Here is a 13,733-nt window from a genome sequence, read left to right as displayed (position 1 = left end):
GGGTCAACCGGCGCTCGGGTCGCAGGCCTGCCAGAACTGGGCGCCGAGCCGGGAAATGTGGACCGTGCGTTTGACGAACTTGGCCCGCTTCACCGACTTCTCCGCCTCGCGGACGGTCTCGTCGGTCAGCAGGATCTCGTACTGCGTCTCCAGCGCGGGCACCTCTTCGTCCAGCTCGACCAGGCCGAGCCCGATCAGCCTGGTGAGGTAGCCGGGCACCTGGTCCGGCAGCGACACCCCGGCCGCCTTGCCGACGGTGGAGGCGTTGCGCAGCACGAACCGCCCGGCGGCGCCGAGGCTGGTGCGCTCGGCGACGTCGACGGCGGGGAACGGCGAGCCGTCGGAGAGCGCGGAAAGGATGCGGGCCTCGTCCGGGGTGAGCTGCCGCAGGATGATCGCGTAGAGGTATTCGCGCGCCCGCTCGCGGCCGAAGCCGATCGAGTGGTTGAGCAGTTCGGCCATCGCCGCGCGGAGCGGTTCGAGCTGGGCGCGGGTGTGCACGAGGGTGATGGTGGCCTCGACCGGCCGGGAGCCGTTGGTGTCGGGCCGGTTCATCGCGGACGCGGCGGTGAGCGCGGCGTGGTACGGGTCGTCGACCTCGTCGAGACGGCGGCGCAGCTCCGAGAGCAGCTGCCGCTCGCCCTGTTTGACGATCTGTTCGGCGATCTCGACGCCGGGGAGTTTGCGGGTGAACTCGAAACCCGTGCGCGCGGCCCAGCCCGCCAGCTGTCCCGCTCGTTTGGCGAAAGCGGCCAGGTCTTCACCGGCGGGTCGATCGTTGCTCACGGGCACTCCCCTCGCGTTCGCGCTGATGCTACCTGCGAGTAGGCCGAATGGCCGAAAATGTGATGGACCTGGGTGTTTGGATGGTCACCATGAGCTTCACGCGCTGGGGTCCGCCGATCGACGTCCTCCCGCTGTTCGCGCGGGAGGAGCAAGCCCTGCTGGACGTGCTGACCGGTTTGGACGCGGATCAGTGGGCCGCGCCGACGGTGTGCACGGGCTGGACGGTGCACGATCTCGCCGCCCACATCCTGGGCGACAAACTCGGCAGGCTGTCCCGCGATCGCGACGAGTACCGGACGACGGCGCCCCGGGAGGGCGAGCGGTTCGGGGACTTCATCGACCGGATCAACGACGAATGGGTGGTCGCGTGCCGCCGGCTGTCACCCGAAGTGCTGTTCGCGATGCTGGTGGACAGCACCTCACAGATCGCCGAGATGTTCGGCCGCGCCGACCTCGACGCCGTCGGCGACCCGGTGAGCTGGGCCGGGGACGAGCCCGCGCCGGTGTGGCTCGACGTCGCCCGCGAGTACACCGAGTTCTGGGTGCACCAGCAGCAGATCCGCGAGGCCGTCGGCGCGCGGCCGCTGGACGATCCGGACTTCCGCGGGCCGGTGGTCGACACCTTCATGCGGGCGCTGCCGCATACCCTGCGTGACGTCGACGCCCGCGCCGGCAGGCAGGTCGCGTACACCGTCACCGGTCAGGGCGGCGGGAAGTGGACGGCACGGCGGACCGCGGACGGCTGGGAACTCGACCGCGTCGCGCCGACGTCACGGGCACCGCTGGCCTCGGTGACGACGGACGCGGACACGTTCTGGCGGCTCTGCACCCGGAACCCGGCGGACCGCGCCCGCGTCACCGCCGAGGGCGACGAAAACGTTTGCGCAGCCCTGCTCGGGATGACTTCGATCATCACATCAGCGTCTGTGGGTGAACCCGCGTCCGCGATCGACGTCGGCAGGNNGCCCTGCCACCGCGATAGCGGGGCCTACGGCCGGGGCGGGTTCACACGCTCGGTCATTTTTCAGGCCCACCTTCAGCTCCGCCATCACATCAGGTAACGGCTCACCTTCTCCGGCCGGATGACGAGCCGCACGAGATCGAGGGTCTGGATCCCGGCGAGCTCGCCCGCGTGGGCCGGGTCTTCGAGGTCCCAGTAGCGCTCGGCGAGCCGGGCGGCCAGCTCGTGCGCCCCGTCGGGCTCCACCGTGGCGCGGCCGGAGACGGAGACCCAGCGCTCTCGTTCGCCGACCGGCGCGGCCACGATGATCGACGCGCGGGGATCGTTCTTCAGCCGCCGCACTTTGGGTGACTCGCGGGGCGTGAAGAGCTGGATCGTGCCGTCGGCGGTGGCCTCGAACCACACCGGCCGGACCGGGCCGTCGGCCACGGTCAGGAATCCGTGCAGGGGGCGGCGAAGGAATTCGAGGTCGTCGGGAGTCAGCATGAGCTCGATTCAATACGGAGAGCTCGGACGTGCCCATAGGCGAATGCCCGGATCACCTGTCCATTCGTCTAACCTCGGCCGCGTGGACGTGTTCAGTGACCTGATCCGCGGTGTGCGGTCCCACGGCTCCTTGTTCGGCAGTACGACGCTGTCCCCGCCGTGGAATCTGCACTTCGTGGACGGCGCGCCGCTGACCCTGTGCGCCGTGCTCACCGGGGCGGGCTGGATCGTGCCGGAGGATGGTCCGCCCGAGCCGCTTCGCGCGGGCGAGTCGGTCGTCGTGCGCGGTCCCGCGACCTTCTCCTTCGTGGACGAGATCGGCACCTCGGCTACCCCGCTCGCGTGCGGCGAGCACTGCGCGACGCCCGAGCAGGGTGGGACCCGGCACCGGCTCGGCTGGGTCGACGACCCCGGCGGCGAGACGACCTTGATCGTCGGCGCGTATCCGGTACGCGGCGAGATCGGCCGCCCGCTGCTGGACGCGCTGCCCGTCGTGCTGAGGGTGGACGCCGGCGGCGCGGGTGACCCGGTCTTGGAGCACCTCGCCGCCGAAGCCGCCGTCGACGCCCCTGGTCAGCAGGTGGTCCTCGACCGGCTGCTGGACTGGATGCTGGTCTGTTCCCTGCGCGAGTGGTTCGACCGGCCGGGCGGTGAGCCGCCGGCGTGGTGGTCCGCGCAGCGGGATCCGGTGGTCGGCGACGCGCTTCGCCTGCTGCACGCGGAACCGGCGGCACCGTGGACGGTCGGCTCGCTGGCCGCGCGGGCCGGGGTCTCGCGGTCGACGCTGGCCAAGCGGTTCGCCGATCTGGTCGGCGAACCGCCGCTGACCTACCTCACCCGCTGGCGGATGACGCTCGCGGCGGATCTGCTGACCGGCGAGCAGTCCGCGACCATCTCGGATATCGCCCGCACCGTCGGCTACTCCGACGCCTTCGGGTTCAGCGCGGCGTTCAAACGCGTGCGGGGCGTCAATCCCAGCGAGTTCCGTCGCGGGGTCCCTCAGCGCAGCTGATGCCTGGACTTCTTGGCCTGCTTGCGCAACTGCAGGATCCGGGCGCCGCCGACGAGCGCGACCAGCGCGCCGCCGGCGATCACCGAGAACAGCATCGCGACTGCCAGCGGCATGCTGCCGGACATGCCCAGGAAGTGGACGGTGGCCGTGTCCTGGTTCTGCAGGATGAACACGAGCAGGAACACCAGCACGATCAGCGCCACGATGACGGCGATCCAGGTGCCGCTCACCCGCGTCCGTTTGAGTTTCGGCCCGGCCTCGAATTTACCGCTGTGGCGTGCGCCGCCCGCGGTATCGGACGGCTTGACGGGAACCTGGGCGGCGCCCTCCTCCGGCTGCGTCATGCTGGACAGTGTCCGCCGAAGCGGGCTTGATCGCGCTCTCAAGCGTCCGAACGGGTGACCTCGTCCGCCGCGCGCAGCACGCGCAAGGTGTTCTTCCCGGCCAGTTTCGCGCAGTCCTCTTCGCTCCAGCCACGTTCCAGCAGCGCGGCGAAGAGCACCGGGTACTTCGAAACGTCTTCGAGGCCTTCGGGCAGCGTCGCGACTCCGTCGTAGTCACCGCCGAGTCCGATATGGTCGACTCCGGCCACTTCGCGCGCGTGCTCGATGTGCGCGACGACGTCGTCGATACCCGCCTTCGGCTTCTCGGGACCGCCTCGCTCCGCGGTGAACTTCGTGCGCTGGTCGATGTTCCGGTAGTCCTTGCCCGCGGCTTCCATGTCCAGGCGCAGCCGGTCGTCCCACTCGGCGACCTTCGGCGAGATGAAGCCCGGCACGAACGTCACCATCGCGACGCCGTCCTTGGCCGCCAAGGTTTCCAGGACGTCGTCGGGGATGTTGCGGGGATGGTCGTTGACCGCGGTGCAGGAGGAGTGGCTGAAGATCACCGGCGCGGAGCTGACCTCCAGCGCGGCGCGCATGGTGCTCGGCGCGACGTGCGAGAGGTCGACGAGCATGCCGATCTTGTTCATCTCGCGGACGACGTCGCGGCCGAAATCGGTGAGCCCGCCGTGCTCGGGCTCGTCGGTCCCGGAGTCGGCCCAGGTGGTGTTGTAGTTGTGCGTCAGTGTCATGTAGCGGACGCCGAGACGACGCAGGATCCTCAGCACGCCAAGGGATTCGGCGATGCTGTGGCCGCCCTCGGCACCCAGCAGCGAAGCGATCTTGCCGTCGCGGAACGCGGCCTCGGCCTGGTCGGCGGTGTCCACCAGGGCCAGGCGATCGGGGTAGCGCTCGGCCATCTGATGCACGATCTCGATCTGTTCGAGCACCGCCGTCACCGCGCTGTGCCCCTCGAACTGACAGGGCACGTAGACGGACCAGAACTGCATCCCGAGCCTGCCTTCGGCGAGCTTCGGGAAGTCGGTGTGGAGATGCGGCTGACGGACCGTGAGATCCGTGCCTGCCACGGCCTCGACCGGATCGGGCCCGGTCGTCACCCGCAGCTCCCATGGCAGATCGTTGTGCCCGTCCGCGAGGAGGACCCTGTCGAGCAGGGCCTGGGCGCGGACGAGGTCCCCGTTGGTCATCGGACGATTTTACGTTCGCGTGCTTTGCTCTCCACGCTGCCCGTTGAGCCACCCCGCGGCCGCTACCAAACCGTTGCCGGTGACCTGGTGCCCTCCGGGGTGCCGGTGGGCGGCGACGTCCGCGCCGCGTTCGCGAAGGTCGCGGACGAGCTTTTCGGCAGAACCCAGCGGAGCCATCGGATCTTGTTCGCCGTTCGACAGGAAGACGCGCGTCCCGGACAGGTCGTTCCGCGGCGGCTCCGGCAGCGGCGACATCGCCGCGAACAGCGCGGACTCCCGGACGGCGTCCGGGCGGAGCAGGGTCACCGCGGCGGCGATGTTGGCACCGTTGGAGAACCCGATGGCGACGAGCCGCCGGTCGCCGAGGCCGTACTCCTCCCGCGAGGCGAGCACGAAATCGGCCAGCTGGTTCGCGCGGAAGACGACGTCCTCGTGGTCGAAGACACCCTCGGCCAGCCGTCGGAACCACCGCGCCGCACCGTGTTCCGACACCGGCCCGGCCGGCGCGAGCAGCGCCGAGGCCGGGCTCAGCTGCCGGGCGAGCGGCACGAGGTCGTCCGGCCCGCCGCCGGTGCCGTGCAGGAGCAGCAGCACCGGCTCGTCGGTCGCTCCCTCGACGTACTTGTGCTCCAAGGTGCTCATCGCGGGTTGTTCTCGCCCGGGAGGTCCAGCTTCGGCAGCATGGCCTCGATGTCCTCGCGCTTGGGCTCCAGCCACGGCGGGAGTTTCAGCGCGCGGCCGAGTTCGAGCAGCGGCTCGTCGATCGCGAAGCCGGGTTCGTCGGTCGCGACCTCGAGCAGGGTGCCGCCCGGCTCGCGGAAGTAGATCGAGCGGAAGTACTGACGGTCCAAAATGGACGTCACGTTCACGCCGTCGTCGATGAGCTCGTCGCGCCACGCGGCCTGGGTCTCTTCGTCCGGCGCGCGCCAGGCGACGTGGTGCACGGTGCCCGCGGCCACCAGCCCGCGCGGAGCGTCGGGGGTCACGAGGACGTCGACGAGCGCGCCTGGGCCGCCCTCACCGGCGGAGAACCGGAGGCGGTTGCTGTCCTGGTGTTCGAAGGACAGGCCGAGGCCGTCGGTCAGCATTCCGGCGGTCGCGTCCTCTTTGGACACCGACAGCGTGACGGAGTGCAGGCCGCGGATCGCGTGCTCGGCGGGCACGAGCTTCGTGTCCCACGGGTCGCGCGGGTCGCCCTGCGGATGCGCGACGAGCGCGAGCTTCAGGCCGTCCGGGTCGGCGAAGGTGAGCGTCTCCTCGCCGTCGGAGTTCCGGATCTGGCTCGTCTCGACACCGCTCGCGGCGAGGTGCTGCTTCCACCAGCCGAGCGAGGCCTCCGGCACGGAGAACGACGTCGTGGTCGCTTGTCCGGTGCCGTGGCGGCCCTTCGGCGCGTCCTTCCACGGGAAGAACGTCATCAGCGAGCCGGGCTTGCCGGACGCGTCGCCGTAGTAGAGGTGGTAGGTGCCGGGGTCGTCGAAGTTCACGGTGGTCTTCACCAGCCGCAGGCCGAGGGCCCGGGTGTAGAAGTCCGCGTTGCGCTGGGGGTCGCCACCGATGGCGGTGACGTGGTGCAGGCCCGAAGTCTTGATCGACATGGTGCCCTCCTCTGGAGCCGGTGAAATCAAGCTAGCCCGATAACCTCTCGCGCGCAAGATATATTCCTGGAAGAGTTCTTGGTGTACTCTCGCCCGCGTGACAGCCGAGGAACCGCAAGACGACGAAGTGGTCACGTGGTGGGGCCTGGTGATCGAGGGCTACCTGGCCACGCAGAACAAGCTGATGGGCGAGATCGCCGAACGGTTCGGCCTGGCGCCGGCGTCGTTCGACATCCTGCTGCGGCTCGTGCGCTCACCCGAGCACCGGATGCCGATGACGCGGCTGGCCGTCGAGGCGGCGTTGTCCAGCGGCGGGTTCACCAAGGTCGCCGACCGCCTGGTCGCCGCGGACCTGATCTGCCGGGTGCCCAGCCCGGACGACCGCCGGGTCACCTTCGCCGCGCTCACCGAGCACGGCCTCGACGTCGCGGAAAAGGCCCGGGAGGCGTGCGCGGAGATCCTGCGGCGCATCGTTCTGACCCCGCTGGGTGACGACGCGCACGCGCTCGCCGAAGCCATGCGCACCCTCCGCACCGTCAACGGCTCCTGAGTTCCGCCTTCAATCACGCGAGTTCGCCGCTCAATCACGCGTGTTCGCCGTCTGATCACGCGTGTCGTCCATCCGGTCACACCGGCTCGGCGTGCCACATCGGCGAACTCGCGTGATTGGAGGCGGAACTCGCGTGATCAGAGGGCGAACTCGCGTGATCAGACGGACATCAGCCGGGGAGGGGTGAAGCGGGATCGGGCTGGTAGGCCCGGACCTCGTACATGTCCCGCACCAGTTCCCGGATGACGTTGCGCCGGATCTTCCCGGTCGCCGTCTTCGGCAGTTCGCCCAGCTCGACGATGCCCCGCGGCCGTTTGAACGACGCAAGCCCGGCCCGGCAGAACTCGATCAGCTCGTCCGGGTCGAGCCGGTGCCCCGGCACGCCGACCACGCACGCGACCGGTTTCTCGATGCCGTCGGCGTCGAAGGTGGCCACCACCGCGACCTCGGCGACCGCCGGATGTTGCCGCAGCCTGTCCTCGACCTCGGTGGGCGAAACCCAGATCCCGCCCGGTTTCAGCATGTCGTTGAAGCGCCCCAGACAGGTGTAGCTGCCATCGGCGTTGCGCACGAAGCTGTCGCCCGTTCGCAGCCATTCGCCCTGGAAGACCTGCTTCGTCGTCTCGTACCGGGCCCAGTACCCGGTCGCGATCGACGGCCCGGCGACGAACAGCTCACCGGGCTGCCCGTCCGGCACCGGATCGCCGTGCTCGTCGCGCAGCGCGATCTCGTAACCCGGCACCGGCGTCCCGGTACTGCCCGGGCGGACCTGGCGCGGCCGGTTGGACAGGAAGATGTGCAACGCCTCGGTCGAGCCGATCCCGTCCAGGATCTCGACGCCGAACCGGTCGCGAAACCGTTCGTACAGCACGGCCGGCAGCGGTTCGCCCGCCGAAACCGCTTGGCGCACCGAGGCGAACGTGTCGTCGGGGATGTCGCTCGCGAGCAGCGCGGCGTAGAAGGTCGGGACGGCGAAGAACAGCGTCGGCCGCTCCGCACGGGCCCTGGCGGCGATCAGTCCCGGGGTCGGCCTCGCCGGTTCGAGCAGCGTCGTCCCGCCTGCCGCGAGCGGGAAGAACGCCGAATTCCCCAAGCCGTAGGCGAAGAACAGCTTCGGGACGGAGAGAAACCGGTCGTTCGGCCCGATGTCCAGCACGCCGCGCGCGTACGTCTCACAAACCGCGCGGATGCCGGCGTGCCGGTGCATCGCGCCCTTCGGCTTGCCCGTCGTCCCCGAGGTGTAAAGCCACAGCGCGGGCGAGTCCTCCCAGGTCGGCGCCGGTTCGAAGCCGACGTCGTCCATTGTGGACAGATCGCCCCACTGGTGCGTGCGGATCCCGGACGGCAGATCGGCCGCCTTCGCCCTGTCCAGCACGACGTCGGTGACCTCCGGCGCCAGCCCGAGCGCGACCGTCGCCTGCGACGCGAACTCGCCGGAGACGCACAGGACCCTGGCCCGCGAATCGGCCAGCATCTTGCCCAGGTCCAGCCCCGTGACCATGGTGGACACCGGCACCGCGACCGCCCCGGCCAGCATCGCGCCGAGGATGCCGGTGAGCAGCTCGACGTCGTCGGCCATGCAGAACAGGACCCGTTCCTCCGGGCGGACACCGATCGCCTTCAGCCCCGCCGCGACCCGGCGGGTTTCGGCCGCCAGCCCCGCGTACGTGAGACTTCGCCGCGGGGAAACGACCGCGTCCTTCGCGCCCCGCCCTTCCGCCAGATGCCGGTCGAGCAGGTAGCTCGCCGCGTTGAACCCGGTAGCAGCAGCGGTCACGGGCGCACCTCTATCGCTCAGCTCAGGTAAACGTATTCGTAGTCGAACGGTTTCCCATTGATGCCCTGGCGTGGCGGCGCCACCCAGCTCGCGATCTTTCCTCGCTCGTACACCGGGTGCATCAGCGATCGGACGAAGGTCAGGTCTTCGGGAGTGGGCAGCCACTTGCGTTTGCCGGCCAGCCAGGTCCGCTCGTCGACTACGGTGCCGTCGGGCGTCACATGGTGGCCGGAGTTTATGCCGACTTCGCGATTGAATCCAGGGTGCGGGAGGACGAATCGGAAGTCGATACCCGCCTCGTCCAGGATCTTGTTCCAGCGGTTGACCCCGGTCTGGCAGTCGGCGCGGTACTCCTCCCGCAGGTCGAGGTTCAGCAGCAGGATGGCCGCGTGTTCCTCGGTCTCCCAGGTGCCGTCGGCTTTCGGCCGGGACAGCGATCCGGCGGCGTCGGTGAGCTTGTGGTCGTCCTTGCGGCGAGGCTCCTGCCAGCGGCCTTTCAGCCCGGCGGTGTAGTAGTTCGCCGCGTTGGTCGACGTCTCCCCGCCGAACAGGTCGAGCGAGACGGTGTAGTGGAAGTTGAGGTAGCGCTGGATCACGTCCAGCGGGATGCCGCCGTGCCCGCCGATGTCGAAGGTGTCGTGCTCGCGGATCAGTTCGGCGCTGCGGGTGACCACCCGGTCGACCCCCGTGGTGCCGACGAACATGTGGTGCGCCTCTTCCTTGAGCATGAATTCACAAGTGCGGGAAAGCGGGTCGAAGCCGCTTTCCTTGAGGGTGCCGAGCTGATATTTGCCATCGCGATCGGTGAAATAGGTGAACATGTAGAACGCGAGCCAATCCGCGGTCTCCTCATTGAAGGCGCCGAGGATCCGCGGGGCGTCCGGACTTCCGGAATTCCGGAGCAGCAATCCTTCCGCCTCGTCGCGGCCCTCACGCCCGAAGTAGGCGTGCAGCAGATACACCATCGCCCACAGATGACGGCCTTCTTCGACATTGACCTGGAAAAGGTTCCGCAGGTCGTAGAGGCTCGGCGCGGTGAGGCCCAGCAATTTCTGCTGCTCGACCGACGCGGGTTCGGTGTCGCCCTGGATGACGATGAGCCGCTGCAGGTCGGCGCGGTACTCGCCGGGAACCTGCTGCCAGGCCGGCTCGCCCTTGTGCTCGCCGAAACCGATGACGCGGCCGGGGTCGGGCTCCGCGAGGAAGATCCCCCACCGGTAGTCGGGCACGTTGACGTGGCCGAAATGCGCCCAGCCGTCCCGTCCGACACTCACCGCGGTGCGCAGGTAGACCCCCTGTGTCCGCAGGGTGGGGCCCATTTCGCCCCACCAGTCCAGGAACTTCGGCTGCCAGCCCTCCAGCGCCCGCTGCAGGCGGCGATCGTCGGAGAGGTCGACGTTGTTGGGGATCTTGGCGTCGTAATCGATCTTGGTGGGCATACGCTGTTCAAACCCGCTTCCTGTCGAAGACGGCCTTCTGACCAGTACCGTAGCGACGCAACGCACCCTCGGGACCGGATGCGTTCGGACGAGTGAAGATCCAGTTCTGCCAGGCGGCGAGCCTGCCGAAGATCTTGCTTTCCACCGTTTCGGGACCCACGAACCGGTGATTGGCCTCCATCCCGGTCAACGCGTCGGGGCTGAGCGAAGCCCGTCCTTCCAGCGCGATCCGGATCTCGTCCTCCCAGTCGAGGTCGTCCGGGGCGTCGGTGACCAGGCCGAGTTCGTTCACCTCCGCCGGGGTCAGCGCTTTGCCGCGCACCTCCGCGAGCCTGGTGACGTGCTCCGGGTCCCCGAAGAAACGGGATTCGAGGCGGGTCAAGCCGTTGCCCATCGGGAAGCGGCCGAAGTTGGCTTCGGACAACGTGATCGCCGCACGTTCTTCACTGTCTTCGTCGTCGATCGGCGGACCGTCCAAGATGTACTGGCGGTCGGCGGCGAGCGCGAGTTCCAGCAGCAGCCCCGCGTAGCAGCTTCCCGGCTCGATGAGGGCGATCAGGCTGCGGCTGGTGACGTCCAGCCGCTTCAGCGTCCGTTTGAAGTAGTGGACGATTTCGTTGCTCAGACAGTCTTTCGCGTCGAACACGGCGCGTTCGTGTTCGAGGACCTTCGCCGGATCGCCTTCCGTGCGGAGCACCCATGTGCCGAGTTCGGGTTCGTTGGTGCGCAGACGGAGAATCGCGTCGTCCAGCTCGCGCGTGACGTCCAGCAGCCAGCCGTCGTCGTCTTCGGGGCCCTTGACGGTGATCGTCGCTTCGCTCCCACTGCGGGCGATGTCGACATAACGATGCTTGAGAGGCTTCAGTTCGACACCTTCGCCGTCGAGCCGCTCGCTCGTCCGCGCGAATTCCTTCGCCTTGGCCAGCACGGCCTCGCGGAACCCTTGCCGTGGCACGAGTTCGTCGACGAGGCGCCAGTCGACGGCGGTCCGCCCCTTCACTCCGTCGGGGCGGGTGGCGAAGACGTCGGCGAGGTCCCGCCGCACGCCGCGTTTGTCGACCACCCGGGTGAGCCCGCCGGTGCCGGGGAGGACGCCGAGGAGCGGCACCTCCGGCAGCGCGACGGTCGAGGAGTTGTCCTCGACCAGCAGGATCTTTTCGCAGGCGAGCGCGATCTCGTAGCCGCCGCCGGCGCAGGTGCCGTTGACCGCCGCGACGTAGACCTGACCCGAGTGCGCGGCGGCGTCCTCCATGGCGTTGCGGGTCTCATTGGTGAATTTGCAGAAGTTCACCTTCCACTCGTGCGACGACGACGCCAGCATGCGGATGTTCGCGCCGGCGCAGAAGACGTTGTCCTTCGCGCTGGTCACGATGACCACGCGGACCTCGGGATGTTCGAACCGCAGGCGTTGCGTGGCGTCGTACAGCTCGATGTCCACGCCGAGGTCGTACGAGTTGAGCTTGAGCTCGTAACCCGGGACGAGGCCGCCGTCGGGGTCGACATCGAGTTCGAGCCACGCGACGTCGCCGTCGGTGGTCAGTTTCCAGTGCCGGTAGCCGCTGGGATGACGTTCGAACGTCACCGATGTGGTCCGCGTCACCCTTCCAATTGTCTACATTGCACTGATCAGCGTCAATGTTATGTAGAAAGTTGGTCACGGAGCAGGTCGAGGAAACGGGCCCAGTCGGCCCCCTTGCGAATGACTGACGACAGGGCTCCGACCAGGAGATAAGCGTCCGCGACCGTGAAATCCGCGCGGAGGCGGCCGGCGGCCTGATCGTGGGCGATGATCTCGGCGACCACCGTTTCGAGGCCCTCGCGGGCGGTGCCGCGCGGCTCGCTCCCGGGCCGCCCTCGGGCCGAGTCGATGGCGGCGGTGAGACCGCGATCGCCCGCCAGCACCTCGCCGACGTGCCGGAAATAGCGCTCCAGACCGGATTCCTCGCCGAAACAGTGCGCCCTGGCGTACTGCTCGATCTCCGCGAACCGGTGCTCCGCCGCCGCCTCGACCAGAGCCTGGCGATCCGGGAAGTGCCGGTACACGGTCCCCACGCCGACCCCGGCCGCACGGGCGATCTCCGGCATCTGCACATCGTCCCCGCGCTCGGCGAACAACGCGCGCGCGGCGTCGATCACCCGTGCCCGGTTGCGCTCCGCGTCCGCTCGCGGCTTGGTTGACAACCCGCCTCCCTCGCGATTAAGTGGAAACGGAGTCCGTTTCCGATTGAAGGGCAGCATAGCATGTCGAAGGACCGATTTCTCCTGCTCAAACCCGGCGAAGCCCGGCCCGGCCGCGTACCGCTGCCGCCCGCGTTCAGCGTCAAGGCGATGACCGAGGACACCGAGACGAGGTTCTCGCTGCTCGAAGTCACCGTCGCCATGGACATCCCGCGGCATGTGCACCACGAGGCCGACGAGTGCATCTACGTCCTCGAAGGCGAACTGGGGATCGATTTCGACGACGAGACCCATATCGCGACGAAGGGCACTTTTGTCCTGCTACCGCGCGGAGTTCCCCATGCCTTGCGCCGCGTCTCCGAGCCGCCGCGGGTTCTGCAGATCTCGTCCCCCGGCGGCTGGGAGCACTACCTGGAAGACCTCTTCGAGGCGGGACCGGCCGTCTTCACCGAAGGTGCGATCGACCCGGTGAAGATCAACCGGGTCGCCGCGCCCCACCGCATCACGTATGGGAGCCGACCGCCACGGGAACGCGGTTGAGCTTCGTCGCCGCCCAGGTCACGAAGGCCCACAGCAGCAGCGCCGCGGCCAGGTCGGTGTAGATCGTGGCGAACCAGAAGGCCGGGATCCGCGGCACGGCGATCAGGAAGTGACCGAGGCTCGCGAGACCGGACAACGAGTAGACCATCAGGAACGCGAGCGCCCGCCAGTAACGTCCGCGCAGGTAGTCGCGGTAGCCGGCGGCGCCGAACGCGGTGAAGAGGACGTACGCGACGACGACCAAGGCGGCGGCGGCCCCCACCGAAATCCCCTCGACCTGCGGGTAGTCCGCCGCCCTGACCACGTTGTGCGCGTAGTGCAACGTGGTGGTCAGCAGCGTGAAGGCCAGGATCAGGCGTAGCGCGGTGAGACCGCGGGCTTGCAGAGCTTCCATGTTCGCCCCCTTGCGATTTGATAGATCGCTCTAGCGAGAGAGTAGCCCAAGGCGGGGTGTGTGGAAATAGGGACGTTGAGTGTCCCTATTTCCACACACCCTGCACTCTGCGTAGCGATGCTGACTGGCTGTGAGGGCTAGGCAGGCAAGTCCGTTAAACCTCCCTCAGGTTCCGGCGGACGAGGGCACCCAATGTGGCATTGGGGACGCTGAGCGTCTCCGATGCCACATTGGGCGCACTGAATGAGGACTGCGTTGTCTCGGCGCCGCATCGAGCCGCGACTCTGAGAAGGCAAGTCCGTGAAGGCCTCCTTGAGGGACTCTGGGTCCTTCAAGGAGGCCCTCACGGACCGGGCGATCGCCACGTTCACGCCACATGCACCAGTAGTCACAAGGGCTGCCGACGCACTTTCTTCCCAAGTACGTGAAGGACCGGCGCCGAGCACCGCTTCGGCTCTCGGAAATGTCGGTGGGTGCGCGT

14 protein-coding genes and 1 pseudogene are annotated in these 13,733 nt (G+C 68.5%); 4 read left to right on the top strand and 11 right to left on the bottom strand.

Annotated elements, in window-relative coordinates; translation table 11 throughout:
- Window positions 1-3 precede the first annotated feature (3 nt).
- A complete protein-coding gene (locus AVR91_RS29790) occupies window positions 4-786 on the bottom strand; it encodes an Abi-alpha family protein (protein ID WP_016337650.1) in 783 nt (260 codons plus the stop codon).
- A gap of 62 nt (window positions 787-848) precedes the next feature.
- Between AVR91_RS29790 and AVR91_RS29785 the strand changes: the two are divergent.
- Window positions 849-1,733, top strand: a pseudogene (locus tag AVR91_RS29785) (maleylpyruvate isomerase family mycothiol-dependent enzyme); the annotation flags it as partial.
- A 101-nt stretch (window positions 1,734-1,834) separates the two neighbouring features.
- Here AVR91_RS29785 and AVR91_RS29780 read toward each other — a convergent pair.
- Window positions 1,835-2,233 (bottom strand): pyridoxamine 5'-phosphate oxidase family protein, encoded by a 399-nt coding sequence (locus tag AVR91_RS29780; RefSeq protein WP_063272445.1) that lies wholly within the window; start codon window positions 2,231-2,233, stop codon window positions 1,835-1,837.
- Window positions 2,234-2,315: 82 nt separating this feature from the next.
- Here AVR91_RS29780 and AVR91_RS29775 point away from each other — a divergent pair, with 82 nt between their 5' ends.
- A complete protein-coding gene (locus tag AVR91_RS29775; protein ID WP_063272446.1) occupies window positions 2,316-3,245 on the top strand; it encodes an AraC family transcriptional regulator in 930 nt (309 codons plus the stop codon).
- Here the strand turns inward: AVR91_RS29775 and AVR91_RS29770 are convergent.
- From AVR91_RS29770 to AVR91_RS29755, 4 genes are read right to left on the bottom strand one after another with little or no spacing between them, the layout of a single operon-like run.
- The gene (locus tag AVR91_RS29770) at window positions 3,233-3,589 is read right to left on the bottom strand and encodes a LapA family protein (RefSeq protein WP_016337654.1); all 357 of its coding nucleotides are present in this window, start codon (window positions 3,587-3,589) and stop codon (window positions 3,233-3,235) included. The two genes, AVR91_RS29775 and AVR91_RS29770, sit on opposite strands and share 13 nt — an antisense overlap.
- 38 nt (window positions 3,590-3,627) lie before the next feature.
- Window positions 3,628-4,776, bottom strand: coding sequence for a dipeptidase (locus tag AVR91_RS29765; RefSeq protein WP_063272447.1), 1,149 nt, complete (start codon window positions 4,774-4,776; stop codon window positions 3,628-3,630).
- Window positions 4,777-4,785: 9 nt separating this feature from the next.
- On the bottom strand, window positions 4,786-5,418 hold the full coding sequence (locus AVR91_RS29760; RefSeq protein ID WP_063272448.1) for an alpha/beta hydrolase: 633 nt from the start codon (window positions 5,416-5,418) through the stop codon (window positions 4,786-4,788).
- Window positions 5,415-6,374, bottom strand: a complete 960-nt coding sequence (locus tag AVR91_RS29755) for a ring-cleaving dioxygenase (protein WP_063272449.1) — start codon at window positions 6,372-6,374, stop codon at window positions 5,415-5,417. The genes AVR91_RS29760 and AVR91_RS29755 overlap by 4 nt, the downstream gene beginning before the upstream one ends.
- Before the next feature lie 97 nt (window positions 6,375-6,471).
- Here AVR91_RS29755 and AVR91_RS29750 point away from each other — a divergent pair, with 97 nt between their 5' ends.
- Entirely contained in the window at window positions 6,472-6,924 is a 453-nt protein-coding gene (locus AVR91_RS29750) for a MarR family winged helix-turn-helix transcriptional regulator (RefSeq protein ID WP_016337658.1), read from the top strand.
- Window positions 6,925-7,093: 169 nt separating this feature from the next.
- Here AVR91_RS29750 and AVR91_RS29745 read toward each other — a convergent pair whose 3' ends face one another.
- From AVR91_RS29745 to AVR91_RS29730, 4 genes are read right to left on the bottom strand one after another with little or no spacing between them, the layout of a single operon-like run.
- Window positions 7,094-8,701 (bottom strand): benzoate-CoA ligase family protein, encoded by a 1,608-nt coding sequence (locus AVR91_RS29745; RefSeq protein ID WP_063272450.1) that lies wholly within the window; start codon window positions 8,699-8,701, stop codon window positions 7,094-7,096.
- Window positions 8,702-8,718: 17 nt separating this feature from the next.
- A complete protein-coding gene (gene boxB, locus AVR91_RS29740) occupies window positions 8,719-10,140 on the bottom strand; it encodes a benzoyl-CoA 2,3-epoxidase subunit BoxB (RefSeq protein ID WP_063272451.1) in 1,422 nt (473 codons plus the stop codon).
- 7 nt (window positions 10,141-10,147) lie between these two features.
- Complete coding sequence (gene boxC / locus AVR91_RS29735; protein WP_063272452.1) at window positions 10,148-11,740, bottom strand: 2,3-epoxybenzoyl-CoA dihydrolase; 1,593 nt, start codon at window positions 11,738-11,740, stop codon at window positions 10,148-10,150.
- 38 nt (window positions 11,741-11,778) lie between these two features.
- Window positions 11,779-12,321, bottom strand: coding sequence for a TetR/AcrR family transcriptional regulator (locus tag AVR91_RS29730; RefSeq protein WP_076857464.1), 543 nt, complete (start codon window positions 12,319-12,321; stop codon window positions 11,779-11,781).
- Between the two features lie 60 nt (window positions 12,322-12,381).
- On the opposite strand from AVR91_RS29730, the gene AVR91_RS29725 reads away from it, so the two are divergent.
- Complete coding sequence (locus AVR91_RS29725; RefSeq protein WP_063272454.1) at window positions 12,382-12,858, top strand: cupin domain-containing protein; 477 nt, start codon at window positions 12,382-12,384, stop codon at window positions 12,856-12,858.
- Here the strand turns inward: AVR91_RS29725 and AVR91_RS29720 are convergent.
- Complete coding sequence (locus tag AVR91_RS29720) at window positions 12,821-13,252, bottom strand: hypothetical protein (protein ID WP_143254147.1); 432 nt, start codon at window positions 13,250-13,252, stop codon at window positions 12,821-12,823. The two genes, AVR91_RS29725 and AVR91_RS29720, sit on opposite strands and share 38 nt — an antisense overlap.
- Between the last annotated feature and the right edge of the window lie 481 nt (window positions 13,253-13,733).

The organism is Amycolatopsis keratiniphila subsp. keratiniphila, assembly GCF_001620365.2.
Lineage (GTDB): Bacteria > Actinomycetota > Actinomycetes > Mycobacteriales > Pseudonocardiaceae > Amycolatopsis > Amycolatopsis keratiniphila.
Note: the sequence above shows the minus strand (reverse complement) of the source record. Positions and strands in the feature narration are given on the sequence as shown.